The organism is Acaryochloris sp. IP29b_bin.148 (assembly GCF_028285565.1).
Taxonomy (GTDB): Bacteria; Cyanobacteriota; Cyanobacteriia; order Thermosynechococcales; family Thermosynechococcaceae; genus Acaryochloris.
This window is the reverse complement of sequence record NZ_JANQOY010000033.1, coordinates 59,736-78,990: the sequence shown is the minus strand read 5'-3', so window position 1 is coordinate 78,990 and position 19,255 is coordinate 59,736. Positions and strand designations below refer to the sequence as shown.

Annotated in this window: 17 protein-coding genes; 3 read left to right on the top strand and 14 right to left on the bottom strand. The window is 49.4% G+C overall.

All coding sequences use genetic code 11. The annotated features are described in order from the left end of the window. Nucleotides 1-21: 21 nt before the first annotated feature. The 4 genes from Q0986_RS03610 to rpsT form a co-directional block, all read right to left on the bottom strand. Complete coding sequence (locus Q0986_RS03610; RefSeq protein WP_299403982.1) at nucleotides 22-1,893, bottom strand: DNA-directed RNA polymerase subunit gamma; 1,872 nt, start codon at nucleotides 1,891-1,893, stop codon at nucleotides 22-24. Nucleotides 1,894-1,986: 93 nt separating this feature from the next. Beyond that, nucleotides 1,987-5,286 carry a DNA-directed RNA polymerase subunit beta gene (gene rpoB, locus Q0986_RS03605; RefSeq protein WP_299403979.1) on the bottom strand — a complete coding sequence of 1,100 codons (3,300 nt, stop codon included), beginning with the start codon at nucleotides 5,284-5,286 and terminating at the stop codon, nucleotides 1,987-1,989. Between the two features lie 86 nt (nucleotides 5,287-5,372). Next, nucleotides 5,373-6,161 (bottom strand): TatD family hydrolase, encoded by a 789-nt coding sequence (locus Q0986_RS03600; protein WP_299403974.1) that lies wholly within the window; start codon nucleotides 6,159-6,161, stop codon nucleotides 5,373-5,375. An 83-nt stretch (nucleotides 6,162-6,244) separates the two neighbouring features. Beyond that, nucleotides 6,245-6,529 (bottom strand): 30S ribosomal protein S20, encoded by a 285-nt coding sequence (gene rpsT / locus Q0986_RS03595; RefSeq protein WP_299403969.1) that lies wholly within the window; start codon nucleotides 6,527-6,529, stop codon nucleotides 6,245-6,247. 254 nt (nucleotides 6,530-6,783) lie between these two features. Between rpsT and hisD the strand changes: the two genes are divergently transcribed. Then, entirely contained in the window at nucleotides 6,784-8,097 is a 1,314-nt protein-coding gene (gene hisD, locus Q0986_RS03590; protein ID WP_299403965.1) for a histidinol dehydrogenase, read from the top strand. A gap of 64 nt (nucleotides 8,098-8,161) precedes the next feature. On the opposite strand, the gene Q0986_RS03585 is transcribed toward hisD, so the two are convergent. The 7 genes from Q0986_RS03585 to Q0986_RS03555 form a co-directional block, all read right to left on the bottom strand. Next, nucleotides 8,162-9,418 carry a GTPase gene (locus Q0986_RS03585; protein WP_366918505.1) on the bottom strand — a complete coding sequence of 419 codons (1,257 nt, stop codon included), beginning with the start codon at nucleotides 9,416-9,418 and terminating at the stop codon, nucleotides 8,162-8,164. Between the two features lie 199 nt (nucleotides 9,419-9,617). Continuing rightward, nucleotides 9,618-9,914, bottom strand: coding sequence for a DUF2973 domain-containing protein (locus tag Q0986_RS03580; protein ID WP_366918504.1), 297 nt, complete (start codon nucleotides 9,912-9,914; stop codon nucleotides 9,618-9,620). 119 nt (nucleotides 9,915-10,033) lie between these two features. Further along, nucleotides 10,034-10,351 (bottom strand): DUF2605 domain-containing protein, encoded by a 318-nt coding sequence (locus Q0986_RS03575; RefSeq protein WP_299403957.1) that lies wholly within the window; start codon nucleotides 10,349-10,351, stop codon nucleotides 10,034-10,036. A gap of 147 nt (nucleotides 10,352-10,498) precedes the next feature. Beyond that, the gene (locus tag Q0986_RS03570; protein WP_299403952.1) at nucleotides 10,499-12,112 is read right to left on the bottom strand and encodes a mechanosensitive ion channel family protein; all 1,614 of its coding nucleotides are present in this window, start codon (nucleotides 12,110-12,112) and stop codon (nucleotides 10,499-10,501) included. A 61-nt stretch (nucleotides 12,113-12,173) separates the two neighbouring features. Continuing rightward, complete coding sequence (locus tag Q0986_RS03565; RefSeq protein WP_299403948.1) at nucleotides 12,174-13,232, bottom strand: adenosine deaminase; 1,059 nt, start codon at nucleotides 13,230-13,232, stop codon at nucleotides 12,174-12,176. Nucleotides 13,233-13,534: 302 nt separating this feature from the next. Beyond that, nucleotides 13,535-15,283 (bottom strand): glycoside hydrolase family 9 protein, encoded by a 1,749-nt coding sequence (locus Q0986_RS03560; RefSeq protein WP_299403943.1) that lies wholly within the window; start codon nucleotides 15,281-15,283, stop codon nucleotides 13,535-13,537. Nucleotides 15,284-15,329: 46 nt separating this feature from the next. Further along, complete coding sequence (locus Q0986_RS03555; RefSeq protein WP_299403939.1) at nucleotides 15,330-15,617, bottom strand: cellulose binding domain-containing protein; 288 nt, start codon at nucleotides 15,615-15,617, stop codon at nucleotides 15,330-15,332. Nucleotides 15,618-16,022: 405 nt separating this feature from the next. Here Q0986_RS03555 and Q0986_RS03550 point away from each other — a divergent pair, with 405 nt between their 5' ends. Further along, entirely contained in the window at nucleotides 16,023-16,238 is a 216-nt protein-coding gene (locus tag Q0986_RS03550; protein WP_299403934.1) for a hypothetical protein, read from the top strand. Nucleotides 16,239-16,357: 119 nt separating this feature from the next. Here the strand turns inward: Q0986_RS03550 and Q0986_RS03545 are convergent, their stop codons facing one another. Together Q0986_RS03545 and trxA are read right to left on the bottom strand one after the other, a co-directional pair. Next, nucleotides 16,358-17,458, bottom strand: a complete 1,101-nt coding sequence (locus Q0986_RS03545) for an alkene reductase (RefSeq protein ID WP_299403930.1) — start codon at nucleotides 17,456-17,458, stop codon at nucleotides 16,358-16,360. A gap of 117 nt (nucleotides 17,459-17,575) precedes the next feature. Next, a complete protein-coding gene (gene trxA / locus Q0986_RS03540; protein ID WP_299403926.1) occupies nucleotides 17,576-17,899 on the bottom strand; it encodes a thioredoxin in 324 nt (107 codons plus the stop codon). Nucleotides 17,900-17,979: 80 nt separating this feature from the next. Here trxA and Q0986_RS03535 point away from each other — a divergent pair, with 80 nt between their 5' ends. Then, a complete protein-coding gene (locus tag Q0986_RS03535; RefSeq protein WP_299403921.1) occupies nucleotides 17,980-18,312 on the top strand; it encodes a helix-turn-helix domain-containing protein in 333 nt (110 codons plus the stop codon). Here Q0986_RS03535 and Q0986_RS03530 read toward each other — a convergent pair. Next, the gene (locus Q0986_RS03530) at nucleotides 18,198-19,145 is read right to left on the bottom strand and encodes a DUF928 domain-containing protein (protein ID WP_299403917.1); all 948 of its coding nucleotides are present in this window, start codon (nucleotides 19,143-19,145) and stop codon (nucleotides 18,198-18,200) included. The genes Q0986_RS03535 and Q0986_RS03530 overlap by 115 nt on opposite strands. Between the last annotated feature and the right edge of the window lie 110 nt (nucleotides 19,146-19,255).

The following is a 19,255-nucleotide window of genomic DNA, read 5'->3' as shown; positions in this document are numbered from 1 at the left end:
GCCATAATCTGCTTCTCCAACTTAGCTAGCCAATGAATCCTGGATGGTTTTGTTGTAAATAATCCGACCGGGGGTCGTGCGAATATATTGCGAAATCAGTTCTCCCTCTGCATCCTTACGAATTCGACGAGAGGGGTATGTGTGCGTGACTGTCCCGTCGCTAGAGGTTTCGACTTTAGGTTCGACGTCATCTTCGCCATCATCAACAGGACCATCAAAGCGCACCCAAATATAGGCATGTAAGTCAACTTGCTGCTGCTCATAGGCCATAATGGCGTCGTCTAAGTTGGCAAAATATTTACCCGCTCCGTTTTGCCGACCTGGATTATCGGCAGTCAAGTAGTAAGCGCCCAACACCATATCCTGACTAGGCGTCACAATGGGGCGTCCGGTTGCTGGCGACAGAATATTATTCGAGGCCAACATCAGCAGACGGGCTTCTGACTGCGCTTCGATGGAAAGCGGAACGTGAACCGCCATTTGGTCCCCGTCAAAGTCGGCGTTAAAGGCTGGACAAACTAGGGGATGAAGTTGAATGGCTCGGCCATCTACCAAGATAGGTTCAAAGGCTTGAATTCCTAAGCGGTGCAGGGTCGGTGCTCGGTTTAACATCACCGGGTGCCCTTCAATCACTTCTTCCAACACATCCCAAATGACTGGGTCATTCCGTTGAATCAGACGCTTAGCCGCCTTGATGTTGTTCACCAAGCCTTGTCCAATCAAACGGTGAATCACAAAGGGCTGGAAGAGTTCGATTGCCATTTCTTTGGGAAGACCGCACTGGTGCATTTTGAGCTTGGGACCCACCACAATCACAGAACGACCGGAGTAGTCAACCCGTTTACCCAGTAAGTTCTGACGGAAACGGCCTTGTTTCCCTTCAATAATGTCTGACAGGGACTTCAAGGGGCGGTTATTCGCTCCCACTACCGTTCGCCCCCGGCGGCCATTGTCGATCAAGGCATCGACGGCCTCCTGCAACATTCGTTTTTCATTTCGAACGATAATTTCAGGGGCTAAAATCTCTTGTAGTCTTGCTAGACGATTATTTCGATTAATCACCCGACGGTATAAGTCATTGAGGTCAGAGGTGGCAAATCGTCCACCATCTAACTGCACCATCGGTCGCAAATCAGGTGGAATAACCGGGATCACGCTGAGGACCATCCAATCGGTTTGGGAGCCCGTCCCCACAAAGTTATCGATTACCCGCAATCGTTTAATCAGCTTTGCTCGCTTCTGGCCCTTCGCAGTGCCAATCGTTTCTCTCAGCGTTTCGGCTTCGGTTTCTAGGTTGATGTCTTGCAATAATCGCTGAACAGCTTCAGCCCCAATCCCCACTTCAATCCCTTCCAGTTGAGAATCTTCGCTGTAGATTTGATCCTCAATTTCGATCCACTGATCTTCCGTCAGCAGTTGCTTGTAGGACAGGGTATCGGCGTTACCGGGATCGAGAACCACATAGGCATTGAAATACACAATCTGCTCGACGTCCCGCAAGGGCATATCCAGCAATGTCGCCATATAGCTGGGAATTCCCTTTAAGTACCAAACATGGGTAACCGGCGCGGCTAACTTGATATAGCCCATGCGATGCCGACGGACGCGTGACTCGGTGACCTCCACCCCACATCGCTCACAGACGATGCCTCGGTGCCGAACCCGCTTGTATTTGCCACAGTGACATTCCCAATCCTTGGCAGGACCAAAGATCCGCTCACAGAATAGACCATCCATCTCCGGCTTTAAGGTCCGATAGTTGATGGTTTCTGGTTTAGTGACTTCACCCACCACTTGATTGTTGGGTAAAGTGCGCTCCCCCCACTGCCGGATCCGTTCCGGAGAGGCTAGCCCAATTTTGACGTAGTCAAATCGTTGTTCGAGCTTTGGCATCGCGATTAGCTTCCTCTGTTTACTTGCTAAGTATGCTTCGAGACAAATGATTGTGCAGGAGTCAAGCGTTTAACTCCATGGTCCAACCGACCATTAACTTTCTCCTTCTTCCATATCAATCCGGGAGAACGACTCATAGGTTGGACGAGAAGGTGTGCGTTTGTGGCTAACATCGGCCATCAAATCAACTTCCATATCTCGGCTACCGCCATCATCTTCTGTTTCAATTTTGTGAACGGCGATATCCAAACATAGAGATTGCAGCTCACGCATTAAGACCTTGAAGGATTCCGGTGTACCCGGTCGAGGAATGGCTTGCCCCTTGACAATGGCATTCAGGGCTTCATTCCGCCCTTGCATATCGTCGGATTTGACTGTTAAGAGTTCTTGCAAGGTATAGGCTGCGCCAAAGGCTTCCAATGCCCACACTTCCATTTCTCCAAATCGCTGTCCACCTTGCTGAGCTTTACCCCCCAGAGGCTGTTGAGTCACCAAGGAGTAAGGACCAGTGGACCGAGCGTGAATCTTGTCATCCACCAAGTGAACTAGCTTCAACATATAGGCTTTACCCACCGTCACAGGTTGGTCGAAGGGTTCTCCAGTCCGACCATCAAAGACTTGGAGCTTGCCAGGGCGATCGGGATCATAGAGCCAATCTTTGCCCGTTTTGTTTTGAGCTTCCGCTAACTTGCCGTGAACGGTGCTACGAGATGCCTCTTCTCCATGCATTTCATCAAAGGGCGTCAGTTTAAAGCGGGTATTCAAGTTTTGCCCTGCCCAACCCAGGAGACACTCAAAGACCTGTCCCACATTCATGCGGGAAGGAACGCCTAGAGGATTCAAGACCAGATCAACCGGAGTACCATCGGCCAGATAGGGCATATCTTCAATGGGCAAAATGCGGGAGATAATCCCTTTATTGCCGTGGCGACCGGCCATCTTGTCACCCACTTGCAGTTTGCGTTTTTGAGCCACGTAAACGCGAACCACCATATTGGCTCCAGGTGGGAGTTCATCCCCTTGCTCACGGGTAAAGACCCGCACATCAACCACGCGGCCTTTTTCACCGTTGGGCACTCTCAGGGAGTTATCGCGCACATCTCTAGCTTTTTCACCAAAGATCGCCCGCAGTAATTTTTCTTCAGGAGGCTGATCCGACTCACCCTTAGGCGTGACTTTACCCACCAAAATATCGCCCGCTTCCACCCAAGCTCCAATGCGAATAATGCCGTTCTCATCTAGCTGACGCAGGGAGTCTTCACCCACGTTGGGAATTTCTCGGGTAATTTCTTCTGGACCGAGCTTGGTCTGTCGCGCTTCAATTTCAAACTTCTCAATGTGAATCGAGGTATAGACATCATCGCGAACCAACCGCTCACTGACGAGAATGGCATCTTCGTAGTTGTAACCTTCCCACGGCATATAGACCACGAGAATATTTTGGCCTAACGCCAGTTCTCCGCCTTCGGTCGCCGAACCGTCAGCAATAATTTGACCTTCTCGAACCTGATCGCCCACAAACACAATGGGGCGTTGGTTTAAGCAAGTATCTTGGTTGGAGCGCTGGTATTTTTGGATTAAATACTCGTTCTCATTACCTTCGTTGTCCCGAATGCGAATGGAATCCGCGGAGACATACGTCACTTCACCATCGGTATGGCTAATAATTACCATACCTGAGTCGCGGGCTGCCTGAGCTTCTAAACCGGTGCCCACCAAAGGCCGTTCAGGCCGTAGTAAGGGAACGGCTTGTCGCTGCATGTTCGATCCCATCAAGGCTCGGTTGGCGTCATCATGCTCCAAAAAGGGAATCAGCGAGGTGGCCACTGAAATAATCTGGACTGGGGAAACGGCCACATAGTCCACTTCTTCCGGGGACGTGGTGGTAAAGTCCTGACGATAGCGCACAGGAACAATCTCTCCTTGGATGTAGCCCTCTGCATCCATAGGAATATCGCCGGGTGCAACCCGCAGATCATCCTCTTCATCAGCAGTCATATATTGCGGTGCCTGTTCTTTGAGGACGCGGCCATGCTCAACCGGATAGAAGGGGGTTTCGATAAAGCCATAGGGATTCACCCGAGCATGGGTGGCCAACGAACCAATCAGACCAGCGTTAGGACCTTCTGGTGTTTCAATCGGGCAGATTCGACCGTAGTGACTGGGGTGAATATCCCGAACGGCAAAGCCAGCCCGTTCCCGAGTCAGTCCACCGGGGCCAAGCGCACTGAGGCGTCGCTTGTGAGTTAGCTCCGCCAGGGGATTCGTTTGGTCCATAAATTGGGACAGTTGACTGGACCCAAAGAATTCCTTAATGGCAGCGACTAGCGGTTTGGGGTTGACCAAAGACGCAGGCGTCAAGGATTCCACATCTGACACGGTCATCCGCTCTTTGATAATTCGCTCTAGGCGGTTAAGACCGACTCGAACTTGGTTTTGCAACAGCTCACCCACGGAGCGCACTCGGCGATTGCCTAAGTGGTCGATGTCATCCACTGAACCAATATCGAACTCCAAATTGATCAGATAATCAATGGCGGCCAAGATATCATCGGGAGTCAATACCCGTGTCGCTTCTGGGGTATTGAGGCGTAATTTTTTATTGAGTTTGTAGCGTCCGACTCGCCCTAAATCATAGCGTTTGGGATCAAAGAAGCGAGATTCTAAAAGTTGGTTACCCCCACTCACCGTTGGCGGTTCGCCCGGACGCAGTTTTCGATAGAGTTCTAGGAGGGCTTCTTCTTCACCGAACTGCCCTTCTTTATCGATGGTCTTTTGATAATATTCTGGGTGGCGCAGACGATCAAAAATTTCACCATCACTGAGTCCTAAGGCCTTTAACAGGACTTGGGCCGAGAGTTTGCGAGTTTTATCAATTCGGACCCAAACGAGACTATTCTTGTCGGTCTCAAACTTTAACCAGGCACCACGGTTAGGAATCAGACTGGCGTTGTACGTCCGTCGCCCATTTTTATCGGTCTCAGACTTGTAGTAGACCCCCGGACTACGCACAATCTGGTTAACAATCACCCGCTCAGCGCCGTTGATGATAAAGGTGCCCCGCTCGGTCATCAACGGTAAATCGCCAATGAATACCTCTTGTTCTTTAATCTCACCCGTTTCTTTATTAATTAATCGGGTGGGGACATACATTTGCACCCCATAGGTACTGTCTCGACGTTTGGCTTCATCTACGTCATATTTAGGACGCTTAAGCTTATAATTTTTGGCTAAAAAATGCAGCTCAATTTTGCCGGTGTAGTCTGAGATAGGAGAGAAACTCTCGAGTTCTTCGATCAATCCTTCTTTCAAAAATGAGCGAAAACTTTCCCGCTGAATTTCAACCAGGTCGGGTAAAGTAAAGGCGGGTTGAGTGTAGATCGAGTTAGTCATACAGCTCCTCTATAAGGTTACGCCCAGCGCGAATAGAATCAACAATTTTAAGTTACATTTGCACCCAAAATCAATCTTTTTTACGATTAATCGGGTAAGGACAATTGAAATAATCGACAAGCATTTTCAGTGGTTGTGGCAGCTAGATCCTCTAGAGAAACGTCTCTTAAATCAGCCACCTGTTGGGCAATATATCTGACGTTAGCGGGTTCGTTACGACGTTTACCTCGCACAGGAACGGGAGCCAAAAAGGGGCAATCAGTTTCGATTAGGATGCGATCGCACGGGACCATCTGGGCTGATTCATGCACTTGAGCTGCATTTTTGAAGGTCACAATCCCGCTGAAACTGATATAAAATCCTAAGTCTAAAAACCGTTGTGTTTCGGCAGGTGTACCACTCCAACAATGCATAACGCCTTGAACAGGCCCCTGGGTTTGCCAAAACTTTTCTAGGAGTTGGACCATGGGTATAGCGGCCTCTCGACAGTGAATAATCACGGGTAGATTCAGTTGCTGGGCAATCTGAAGATGAGACCAAAAGATTTGCTCTTGCTGTTGAACATTATCGGCTTTGAAAAAATCTAAGCCGGTTTCACCAATGGCCACCACCTTGGGATCGGATTGAGCCATTGACTGCATGCGAGGTGCTGTGTCCGAGGTCCACTTTTCAACATCTAGTGGATGAACACCAATCGCAAAGTACAGCTCGGCAAACTGTTGAGCCAAGGTTTGAATTTGATCAAACTCTGAGGGTTCTACACAGGAGTGGACTAATCTGACGACATGATGATCGCGCCAGCGCTGGGCGATCTGGTCGAGATCCGATTGAAAAACGTCAAAGTTTAGATGAACATGCGTATCTATGAGTTGCATGAAGAAGCTTAAGTCCAAGGCGGTGGTAAACAGGGATGAAACTCTCGGTTCAGTTCAACCGAAATTCAACAGTTACCCGCTCCTCAAGAGGCTGCCTTGAGAAGACGCGCTAGACCTGCCTTCTTCCTTGCACCTGTATTACGGTGAAAAACACCGGTTTTGACCGCTTTATCGATTTTGCTAAAGGTAGTAGACATTTCCTTTTGAACGACAGCAAGCTGTGCGTCGGAAGGATTCTGTTTATAGTCATCGACTGCAGATTGAAACCGTTTGGTGAAGGTTTTGATTGCCGATTTATATGCTTTGTTTTGCAGGCGATTCCGTTCAGCAGTGAGAATTCGCTTTTTTGCAGATTTGATGTTGGCCACGTTAGTTGCTCAGCAAGCGCTTGATAGTGTCGTTATTTACCCAAAGGGATATTCTAACACCAATTGTCAATGCAGCTGCCATCAATTTTTCAAGTTATGCTGAAGAAAGAATTGGGGCCAACCCTTATCCCCTGCTGGGGTTGCTTTGACGGGATAGTGCGGAGAAGACCCCTCCCCCACCCCCTCAGCGAATGCGTTACATTGACAGAGGTGGCACTTCTTCTCTAGCGGTTGCATATAGGCATTTCTGGGTTATGCTCCGAACGATTACTCAGCCAGCGGAGGCCATTGCAGAACTACAGCGGATCTGCGATCGCATCCAAGATGACCACCTTCTCCACAAAGAATCCACCGTCAGGGAAATTCTATCTACGGTTCGACGTCAAGGTGATCGAGCCCTTCTTCAATATACAGCTGAGTTTGATCAGCAGCCCCTCAGTCTGGCACAGCTCCAAGTCAGCGGTGCAGAACTGGATGCTGCGTATCAGCAGATATCCCAGGATGTATTGGCGGCCATTCGTGTCTGTCACCAACAAATCCAGGCATTCCACACCCAGCAACGCCCTCAGAACCGAGTCCACTTTGGCGATCAACAGGTTGTTCTCGGGCAACGCTACACCCCCGTTGATCGCGTAGGCCTCTACACCCGCGGAACTCAGCTCCCGTCACCGAGCCAAGTCTTGATGAATGCGGTCCCCGCCGTTGTGGCAGGGGTGGCCCAGATTATCATGGCTACCCCGCCGGGGCCTGAGCAGCAGATCCACCCGGCGGTGTTAGTGGCTGCCCAAGAAGTGGGAATTGATCATATTTATCGGGTGGGCGGAGCGCAGGCGATCGCAGCCTTAGCCTATGGTACAGATACGATTCCTGCGGTAGACGTGATTGCTGGGAATGGCAATATCTACGTCACCCTTGCCAAAAAGTTGGTCTATGGCACGGTGGGCATTGATGCCTTAACGGGGCCGTCTGAACTGGTGGTGATTGCGGATCACACGGCTCATCCCTCCTATATCGCCGCCGATCTCTTGGCTCAAGCAGCATCGGATCCCCTCGCAGCCGCTATCTTAATCACCACCGATGCGACCTTAGCCACTAAAGTAATCTTAGAAGTCAATCAACAGTGGACGCACTATGGTGTCTTGACGGAGAAAGCCATTGCCCATTATGGCCTTGTAATTGTCGTCGATCAGCTGATGGAGGCCGCTACCCTGGCCAATCAAGTGGCCCCAGCCCGACTAACCCTTGCCATTCAAGATCCCTGGACACTGGTTGAACAGATTCGGCATGCCGGTGTGGTCTTGATGGGCCACCATACCCCTCCTGCCGTGATCCAATATTTGGCAGGACCAAACCCCAATGTCCCCACAGGCGGCACCGCCCGGTTTGGGTCAGGCCCCACCGTCGACACCTTTATGAAACGAATGCCGCTGATCGAATATTCTCCCCCAGCCTTAGATCAACATCTGCATCAATTAGATGCCTTAGCTCAACTGGAGTCAGGACTCGCCCAATCCATGTCGATCCGGGTTCGATCCCAAGAAGGCCGCTGGGACAACCTCAAGGATTAGAACTGTCCCTTAAGCTAGGGGCGATGGTTTACGCAGGTGCAAAATCGTTTAAAACCGCAAACTCTTACTCCTGATCGGTAGGCTGGGCCTTAGACGAAGGGGCGGTGGACCATACCCCTCCTTTAAATCGGGTCTTTGCCTCTTGAAAGGATTGGCTCATGGTCTGCTGGATCTTCTCCGGATCCGGCTTTTTGCCCCCCATCAGGTCCCCAAAGTAAACGCAAGCCCCTTCTCCTAAGGCCCAGGTATAAGCTGCGGCCCACGTTGCGGCGACCACACTCCCCACTCCTGGTACGAACTTGATCAGCTCACGGCCGACCACTTGAGCCATAAACCCACCGGCAATGGCGCTGACAACACCACCCGCTTGGGACAAGTTAAGGGATTGGCCATAGAGCCGTCCCAATAAACTGACTAGCGTCACCTGGAGGGCAGTCAAGGCGGGCATGGTGGCAAAGGGTAGGGGGACAGCGGCTAAGGTGGCAGCCATCGCTGAAAAGGTCATTAAATAGCGCCGCCCCGTGTCGCGATAGAGACCCCCCAATTCTGTTTCTAGTCCAGTGTCCTCTAGAAGTTGATGCAGCAGTCTCGCTTCGGCCTCTGGCAGTAAGTCTGCTAATTGATCGACAAAGGCATCCAGTCCATAAAACAGCGGCGTATAGCCATCTTCTTCTAAGGTGAAGTCGATCAGCACGGTGCGATCGCATAGGTCGGCAAACTGAGTTTGTATGGCTGAGGCAGCTCGCAGAATCTCTGAGTCAACAGGAGGATAGGCAGGATGGTGATCCATTGCCGATGGATAAAGCTCATGGAGACAGGTGATTGCCAATAGGCAAGGAATCTCAGGGTATTGTTCCCGAATTTGGGCCATGATGTTTTGCAGAAAATCCGTGGCAAAATCATTCAGCTTCAGGGTCAGAATAATGACCTTCGCAGGCGGCGTGGGTGATGTCTGTTTCGTAAAGAGTTGCAGCAGCTCCTGCATGGGGTCAGCCGTAGACGATGCTTCTCCTAACCCCATCGCGTCTGTGAAGTAAATGAGGGGTAAGTCGGCGGTGGGATAAGCGTACTGCTGGGTATGGGCCGTATGGGGTCGGAATCCTTGACCGATAATATCCACCGTAGCACCCGTCAAACTACGGATAATCGAACTCTTTCCCGATTGGGGTTTGCCAATCAAGATCACTTCCGTGGTGGGCAAGGTGGCACGAACGCGCTCCAACAGAGCGGCCACTTCTTGCTCATCCACTTGAAAATAACGGCTAAGCGAATGTCGCCCTTGCCGCAACGGCACAATCCAACCCTGGACTGTTTTGAACAGACGCTGAGTCCGGTCAGCCGAGAACCAAGATTGGGGGTTAAAGGCCTGAAAACGAGATTTTGGCAAATGGTCGGCAGGCTTTTGCTTCTCCACGTCGGGGCCTAAGGTGTCGCGAATAAACCTGGGGGGCAAAGGAAGGAACAGACTCTGATCTTCACGGTCTGGGCACTATGCTTGGGCCATAAGGCAAGGCTCCAAATTAATCATCCTTAGAACCGGGAGATTGATGATACAGGGCATCCAGTTGCTCCCTAGCATCTTCGACACTCATGGACCGCATCACCAGCAACGGTTCATCAATAACATTGCCAGACTCATCTAATAACTCGGGATGGGGAACCATCGGTGGCGTCTCTTCAGGGTAAGCCGAAGGAGGCATCGGCAAGTTGTAGTCTTGTCGGGACTGAAGACCCAGTGTGTAAACATTGCGGAGTAAGTTGCCTACCGTTAAAACCGCTAACACGATAAAAGCCAGCATATACAGTAACTGAAGCATCATCCATAGCCCTCCCAAGCCAGTAGTATTTTAAGGACTGCCCCTATCCCAGCATCGAGACTAGACGTCTTCTCTAGATCTCTAATCACGTCTATATCTGAGAATTTAAACCATTTTACTCAATTTGACTGCCCCAGCCGGAGCTGAATCATGATCTGCCAGCACTCAGACACCAGTTCATGCCAGGCTTCCAGCAAGTTTAATTCAATTCCAATTTGCCCATAGGTAGCCTTAAATAAGCTGCGGGCAGCAATGACTTCTAGCAAGGTTTGATGAACTCGCCCCAATAAATCAGACTGCTGATGAGTATCTAAGAAGTCAATTTCTTCGTACTCTAACAGCGATCGCGATCGACTTAACCAGTAATGAAAATCTCCCAGTAATGGTCCTAAACAAACGGACACCAACTCTGGCTCAGGTAAATATGGATTTAACATTGAACAATTGTTTTTAATGGTTTAAAAATAAATATTTGATTCTTTTCCCAACATATTACCAATATCTATTAACTTTAATGAATAAGTTTTGGGAGAGCATACCGTCTCTCTGTACGAACCTATTCATACCTGCAAAGGGTTTAACGCTCAGGAATGTTGTTGCTGCACCCAAAGAGAATGTTGGGGGACTGGGATAACAATATCAGCCTGATCAAACGCTAACTTCAACCGTCGTCGCAGCTCCCTCGATACAGCCCACTGTTGCAGCGGTTGGGTTTTAATCCACACTTTTGCCACCAACCCACGGTGATCAAAGTCATCAATGCCCATTAACTGGGGTGGTTCGATAATGTGCGGCTGCCAGTTTGCATCTTCAGCCATGGCCATAGCGGTGGATTGAATTAAATCTAAGGTTTGATCCACATTGGCATCGTAAGGAATCGGGATATTGAGATCAACCCGTGACCACTCACTAGAAAGGTTGGCGACAATGCGAATTTCGCTGTTGGGGATGGTGATCAACTGGCCTTCGGCATTGCGAATTTGGGTCATCCGCAGATTGAGGGTCTCTACTGCTCCCGTATACTCTCCGACTTGAATCACATCTCCCACACCAAACTGATCTTCAAGCAGCACTAAGAACCCATTGATCGCATCTTTGATAATGCTCTGAGACGCCAGCGAAATCGCGACCCCAATTAATCCCACCCCTGCTAAGAGTGGCCCCACATCCACTTTCAAGACGATCAACGCAACAATCACGCCAATACTAATCCATACAGGAACGGCAAACCCTTTAATTACCTTGGTAATCGTCGAAATTCTGAGCAACATCCGTCGGGACGTGATTGGGGTTAACAAGGGGGTCACCGTTAGGGCTAAGGCAAACCGATTGACTAACGCCCACGTCAATCGAATCAGCAGGAACGTACAGACACCGACGAGTGCCAAGGTGAGTGGAATCGATAAGCTTTGAAATAACCAGACGTTGATCGGACGGGTATAGGGAAATCGATCCAAACAGATCAGTAGACCCAGCACCCCAACCGAGACACGCAAAATACTCAGAACTTGACGCAATAGTCCTGAAAAGCCAATCCAAAATTGAACAGGGGGAAGTTTAGAGCCGACATCCATTTTGGAGGCAGCAATGGCCTTGGCAGGACGACTTAAATAGCGTTGCCACAGTTGAATACAACGATTACACACCAGGACAACGGCGATCACACCAATGGAAATCAGTCCTTGCTGTTGTAGATATTGGGGCTGCCGTTCTATTCTTGAACGCTTCAAGGCCATCACCAAAGTGGTTTTGAGCTGATCGCCTAAGGTTGCCACTTCCACACCCCGTAACTCAGCATCTAAGGCCGTGATCGTGAGTAAATGCTGACTACCGACGGAGATCACTGGCAGATTATTGAGGGTTCTGATTTCGACTGTAGGGTCAACGCTTTGCGTATTTAGATAGTTGCGCTTAATGATAGACAAACTCTCCTGTACGGTTTGTATTCGTTCTGATAAGTTGCCCTTAGTGGCCGCAATCTTGAATAAACGATGACCATCTAACCAGATCCAATCCGAGACGAGGAAATTAGACAGATTAGGTATGATCAGAGGCTGCTGGGGTGAGACCTCTGGTATCGAAGAAGTCGACGGCAAGGGAATTGTAGACTGCCCAACACTCGGGAGATGCAGCAGAAGACAGCAGACAAGTGTCCCTAAGCTGATGATCAGACGGGTGCTGTAGCGTGTAAAAGACATTTGCTATTCTGAAGACCCCCAACAAGGCATCCGAAGCTGAAGGTGAGCGCCTGCCATCACGCTAGGTGACTGAAACAGGCGTTTTCCCTGGTTTGAGAACAGCTGGAGCCCAGTTTAGAACATCATTTAGGATAGCAGCTGGACCTTGATTAAGGGGCCAAGCAAAGGCATGACGAAAGGCATTCTCTTGACAGGCTTTCAGGTCTGCAAAACTAATCACATCTTGAGTGAGCAGGGTTTCGTACTCAAAGGGTAAGCGGACATTATGAAGGCCCGCGTTATCGGTGCAGATGGCGATATCCACTCCTGCATCAAAGCAGCTTTGAAAGACTGTTTTCAGCTGCTGAATACTTTGTAAGGTCCCGGTTTTGAGATAGGTGGTAGGACAAATTTCCAAACACTGACGGCGTTGGGCAATGGATTTCAGTAATTCGGGATGATGTAAGGGAATTTGGATGCCGTGACCAATCCGCATCAAGTAAGGCAGGAGTTGAGGATGGGCACCATTAAAGGTTTCATAGAGATGACAAGTGGTTTTCAGATCCAGGGAACGAGCGTAGGCATATAGATCGATAAATTCATGAATGCGATCGCCATACAAATCATCCCCACCTGCTAAATCGATTCCACATACGTACTCAGGCATTTGGGCTGCCAAATCGACAATAGCCCGGTTGACCACATAGGGAAGTCGGGCATGCATACATAAAATCTGGCTGGTTACAATTGGATATTCATCCACTTGGCTGGCCTGACCGACAACGTCAACAATCTCGGCCATTTGGTCGATCCGCTCGGTTTGACTGAGTTGATCGGAAGTGCGCAAATAGGGGGTATAGCGCATCTCCAGGTAGGCAAGATTCTCAAAAACATAGGCCCCTCGAATCAAGCGATAAATAAAGTAAGGCAAGGTTTCACGCGTCTGCACACTTTCCACCAACGTATGCAGTTCTAAGTATTCAGCGAGGGATTTACGAGGACGGCAATAAAAGTCTTCAAAGGTCGGATAGTCGGCAAAAGGTTGCGCTAGATCGGGACGATTGCGCTTGAAATATCGCCAGAGAACCCGGGGCACAACCGATCCGCCTAAATGTCGATGTAGCTCAGCGTATAAAGACATAATCCCCTCGTACCCTGCCAGCTCAAAACTTCTCTTTAATATAAGAAATATTATGGATTTTGTGTGGCCATGATCCAGGTGGTGAATAAAACAAAATCAGGCTTGAAGATCTACAATCTTCAAGCCTGAATAATGGCCGCGCATACTGGAATAACTTCAAGCTGCTTTTAGCCACATTTGTTCATTAGAGAATGACAGTCGCTACTCTCTAATACAGTTCTTTTTCCCGCTCATGCCCACGTCTAGACGCGGTAAGCGATCAGCTTAATAGCGATAACGGTTTCTATAAACGACTTCAAGGGCTAGACATCAATCCCAGCTAAATTGTCCAATTGTGAATCACTCAGCGGATTGCCACCAAAGTCCTCATAAAGACTAGCTAAGACCCCCGTGAACCCTGCATTGTAATCAAGCGCAACCTCATTGGCGATAAAGTCCGAACGAACATCTGCATAAGCATCATCACTGGGAGAGGTCGGACCTCCTACAAGCGCACCGTAAATAATATGTTGATTGGGGGCAGGATCGTTGACATCTGTGGTGCCAGATGCGGCTCGATGGTGGGGATTGCGGGCAAAATTGTCGCCAAATCCGACTTGATAGCTGAAGTTATTGGGGTTATCGCCTAATAAGTAGTCAATTTGATCTTTGGCGAATTGAGAGTAGCGACCGCCCTTATCGTTGACGGTGTCTCCATACACGCTGGCTAGAAAGGAAGCATTGGCACTATGTCGAGTGGACCCCCATTGTTGATGCCAGGCTAACCCACCATCGGTGTAGCTAATACCAGCCCCACTGTCATCACTCCATCGATCGAGGAAGGCTTCAATATCGCTTTTATATCTGTCTTTGCCGGTTATTTGAGCCAGTAAAACGGCAGCACCTGCAGATTTATTATCCCAATCGTGGGAGCCTGAGGTTATCCCTTGATAATAACTTTCAGCTTTATCTAAGTAGGTTTGACGTCCCGTGGCTTTATAAAGCCAAGTCGCGGCCCACACCAACTCATCGTTAAATCCACTAAAGGAATTATAAAAGTTAGCGGCATCCGGAATGGAGTCAGAATAGTTACCCCGATACGTATCGGCAAATTCAAACAGTTGTTCTGCATTAGTGACGAGCCGATCGGCATAGGCTTGATTCGTGGGCCGAAAGATGGTGGCAGCAGCAGCGAGGGCGGCAGCAGATTCACCCGCTAAGTCAGAACCAGGATTTTGTCGGTCAATTTTGTAAGAGGGACGGGCAGTAGGCAGAGTCTCGGGTGCTCCCCAGTAGGCATGATCGATGCCACCATTCCCCACTTGTCCCCAAAATGCTTGTGTGCCATTTGCGTCTGCCACATGGGCTTTGAGAATATAGTCTGTGCCCCATTTAACAGCGGCCAAAGCTTCATCCAACTGGCCACTTTGCTGATAAGCATCCCGATATTGATTGACTCCCCACCCCAGCATGGTCATTGCGGCCGCCATGGGAAACCCAAACTTGACATGATCACCGGCGTCAAAGTACCCCCCATTTAAATCTCGACTCACATCTTGACCATCTTGAAGCGTTGAGTCACCCCGCCAGGCAATGCGGTTATCACTGGGTAAGGGGCCAGAACGCTGGGCCTCATAGAAGAGAAAAGACTTCTGTAAGGCTTCTCCATAGTTCAAAGCACCAGACTGAGGCGGCGTACTCGGCGGATCGGTGGGAGAGGGGGAAGGTGGAACCGGAGGCATGGACGAGTCATTATCTTGGATGGTCGCCACACCCACAGTGTTGGCTAGGTCAGCATTAGCGGGTTGCGATAATTCGAGCGAGAAATTTTCATTGGATTCGTCTGCCGTATCTTCTAGGAGGTTGATCCGAATCAATGTAGAGGTTTGACCCGGCTCAAAGATGGCGCGACCAGACTGAGCCTCATAGTCAGAGCCCGACAGAGCAGTGCCATTGGCGGTTGAGTATTGAACGGTAACGCGCTGGTCACTCGCATCCGTAAGCGTCACTTCAAACACAGCCTGATCATCGGCTTCAGAGACCGTGACGTTACCGATTTCAATTTCAGGCACGGGTTGGGGTGCTGGACTGGGCAGAGTGGGGGTTTCACCGTTGAGATTAAAAATCTCGCGGTTGACTGACGGACTCCGTATCAGATTTCCCTAAAAAGCCAAACGTCAGCGTTTGTCCGGGAGCTAAATTTTTATTCCAGTCTGCATATTGAATAGTGTAGCGATTGCCTTCTTTATTCAGAATCTCTGCATTCCAGATCTGAGTAATTTCGAAAGGAGCTTCAAATTCTAGTATCCAGCCATCTAGCGTTTTTTTGCCATTATTGACAATAGATATAGAGGCCTGAAATCTTTCGCTCCACTGGTTTTCAAGCTCAAAGTCAATAGATTGCATTGCACTTCAGAGGATTATACTACGGAAAAAGTCAATAGATTGCATTGCACTTCAGAGGATTATACTACGGAAATAGTATAGTTCAAATGGAGGGTTCATCTATCATAATTTTTATACATAAAATTCCAATTTAATGGGTGCCTACAAGACGTGTAATTTAGAATACAAAAATTATATAAAATGATGTTTTTGGAGTATTCAATTTCGCTAAGATATTGAGGATGAAACCATTTTTTAGTATTTTCCGTTTGCATTCAAAAAGGGTGAAACTGGCTGGGCATCGACCTACCCCCCTTTTCCCAACGTGGAATATAGCTGAAGTCTTTGTATACAGAGCGCATCTCGAAAACTGCTCTTTATCGTAATTTATACCTAAAATTCTCAAAATTTATAGGTGTAAATTGGATGGCAAGCTTAGTTTTGCTCAGCATGCCGACATCGCTCCTGATTAGCCATATCATCACCAATGACGACGAAGAGACGATGGGTAACGGTCGTGTGGATGACAGTTATACAAGACAAAGTTTGATGTCAACGCCTAATGTCGATTCAGATCGAGGATTGCAAAGGGTGGTCCTATTCCCGCTGGATGCAGCCGTCTTATCTCATCTACTAGGGTGATCGCAAGACGGCCTGCATCCCATAATCCAGTAAGGCTGATGCCGCACGGTACGTTAGGTGTCCAGACAACTTCCATCTCCATAGTCTTCAAATTTGATAGCAATGGAAGTGATGGCACGCTAAGCTACCGTGGGGAGCGGGCTAAGAGCCGGATAATCGGTGTAACCTTTTGCCCCACGGGTATAGAACGTGGATGGGTCTGGTTTATTTAAGGGAGCTTGTTGGGCAAAGCGTTCCGGTAAATCTGGGTTGGCAATAAATGGGATGCCATAGGCGACTAGATCGGCGTCTTGATTTGCGATCGCAGCTGCCCCACTCACCGCATCATAGCCCCCATTGATCATCAGAGGGCCTTGGAAAATCTTGCGAATGTAGGGACTCACTCGCTCGCCCTCGACCGCCAGCATATGTCCTGGCAAGGCTTCGAGGAGATGGAGATAGGCCAGGTTGAAGGAATTCAATGCTTGGGCGGCATAGGTAAAGGTTGAGATCGGATTGCTATCTCTCATGTCATTAAAGGCATTAGTGGGAGATAATCGGACGCCGATATGATCCGCACTCCAAGCATTCACCGCCGCCGCCGTCACCTCCAGTAAAAACCGAGCGCGATTCTCAATCGTGCCCCCATAGGCATCTTGCCGTTGGTTGGTTCCATCTCTCAGAAACTGATCAATTAAGTATCCGTTAGCTGCATGGATTTCAACGCCATCGAATCCTGCTTGTCGAGCATTACGAGTAGCTTGAGCAAAGTCTTGAACAAGCCCCGGAATCTCTTCTAGACTCACAGCCCTTGGGGTCACAAAAGGTTTCTTGCCTTGAGGAGTATGAACTTCACCGGCGGGTTTAATCGCTGATGCAGAAATCGGTCGTGCCCCATTCAGCTGGAAATCAGGATGAGAGGCCCGTCCCGTATGCCAAATTTGGAGGACAATTTTGCCACCCTGCTGATGGACGGCATCTGTCACTTGCTGCCACGCCTGAATTTGCTCCTGTGAATAGATACCAGGGGTTTCGGCCCAGCCAGCAGCTTGCTCTGAAACTTGGGTCGCTTCAGTAATAATCAAGCCTGCACTAGCTCGCTGTCGATAGTATTTTGCCATTAGGGCATTGGGGATTCGATCGGGACCCGATCGACCTCGGGTTAATGGGGCCATCACCATTCGATTGCGCAGGTCAATGGCACCCAGACGAATGGGTTCGAACAAGAATGAAATAGACATGTAGAACTCTCCCGATGTATTGGGGATGAAAGAGCTGAAGTGGCTTGCTTAGCAGGACAATAGAATCGTTAAGGCGGCGCGCTACGCCTTAACGTCAGGAATGCAAAGTAAGTAGCCTTACAGATGTTTGTCTAAGGCTTCAACCAAGGTTGATTTCGGGGAAGCACCCACTAGGGTTTCAACGGGTTGACCTTCCTTAAATACGATTAATGTGGGAATGCTGCGAATGCCGTACTGACTGGCAATATCGCTACCTTCATCCACGTTGAACTTAACGACTTTGACCTGATCCTTATAGTCTGAGGCCAGGTCTTCGACCATTGGACCGACCATTCGGCAAGGTCCACACCAAGGTGCCCAAAAATCGACGAGAACAGGCTGCTGACTCTCAAGTACCTCTGTGGCAAAGGTGGTGTCATTGATAGCGGTTGTAGAAGACATCGATTGCCCTCCTATATTGTTCTTTTATTCGAAAGCCTCGAACAATTAGAATATAGATCATCCCATGGCATAATGCAACTATGAAAATCTTGTTTCACCCAGAACCGCAGCAAATCTCCTTGGCAGCTGTGTTATATGCCTTAGGAGACCCAGTCCGGTTAGACATTGTTCGTCAGTTAGCAACGTCGGGTGAGTTGACTTGTAATGCCTTTGATTGTGAGATTGCCAAGTCCACCTTGTCTCACCACTTCAAGGTGTTGCGGGAGTCAGGGGTGATTTATTCCCGCAAAGAAGGCACTCAACATCTCAATTCGCTGCGGCGAGCAGAACTGGATGAGCGATTCCCCGGTTTACTCGACGCTGTATTAGGCTCTTTACTGTCTGATAGACACGCTGCAATCTCAGGCAATTGAACGGCGTCCGATGTCAATAAAGCTTGCCAGGCTTGGGTTAGGTTGGCCTCTTGGGGTTGGGTAGGCTGTGCGATCGCAAATGCGTGGACAGCGTCATACCAATACCCCGCTTCCGCATACAGATCTGCTGTTTGGCGAGCGTCTGCCTTCACTAGTTTCTTCACCAACTTAGAAGGAGGCGGGACAAAGCGAATCCACCCATTAGCCACGATGCCCTGTTGCTGGTTGGGAGAACAATACAGACCCACTTGCCAACGATAATCGGTTCCAGGTTCTAAGGTGAGGGTTGTCTCTTGGGCAAGCACCGTAACACTCGACAACCCAGCTTTGCCAGAGACTTGCAGGGTAGAAGTATAGACCTGGGTGAGGGGGTTGCCAACCGGATCCATTTTGAACAAGCTGAACTGCACAAGCTTATAGCTGTTCGTGGGGGTGTACCAATAGAAGGTCGGAGCAGCGGATGCCGTCAAACCGATATTGCTGTTGGGAACCAACGTGGTCAAAGTGGGGTTCCTGCCAGCCACACAGGGTTTCTGCGGAGAGGATGGGGTAGGGTCGGAGGGCAAATCCCAAAGTGGGGGAGCTTCTGGACTCGGTAGCGGGACGGGGGTCACTCTCGCAGGCCCTCGCCGAGGGGTACTTTCATTGAGGGGACCAGGTCGACGTTCAAACAATCGAGTGGCTAATCCTCGACGATTCCCTGGTTTTTCCAAATCACCAGGGGGTTTAAAGTTGGCATAACTGGGCCAAGCGAACAGCATCGCTCCAGTCAAGGTTCCCATCACTCCACTGCTGATCAACCGTTGAGTGGGGTTACGCAAATACTTCGACATATTTAGCTAGCTCAGCCTCTTGAGTGACGATACAAAGCTTGATTCAGTTTTCCCACAGCATGTGAGGCAAGCGTAGCGACTTACCTCAACTTCTATTCTTCCGACCATTG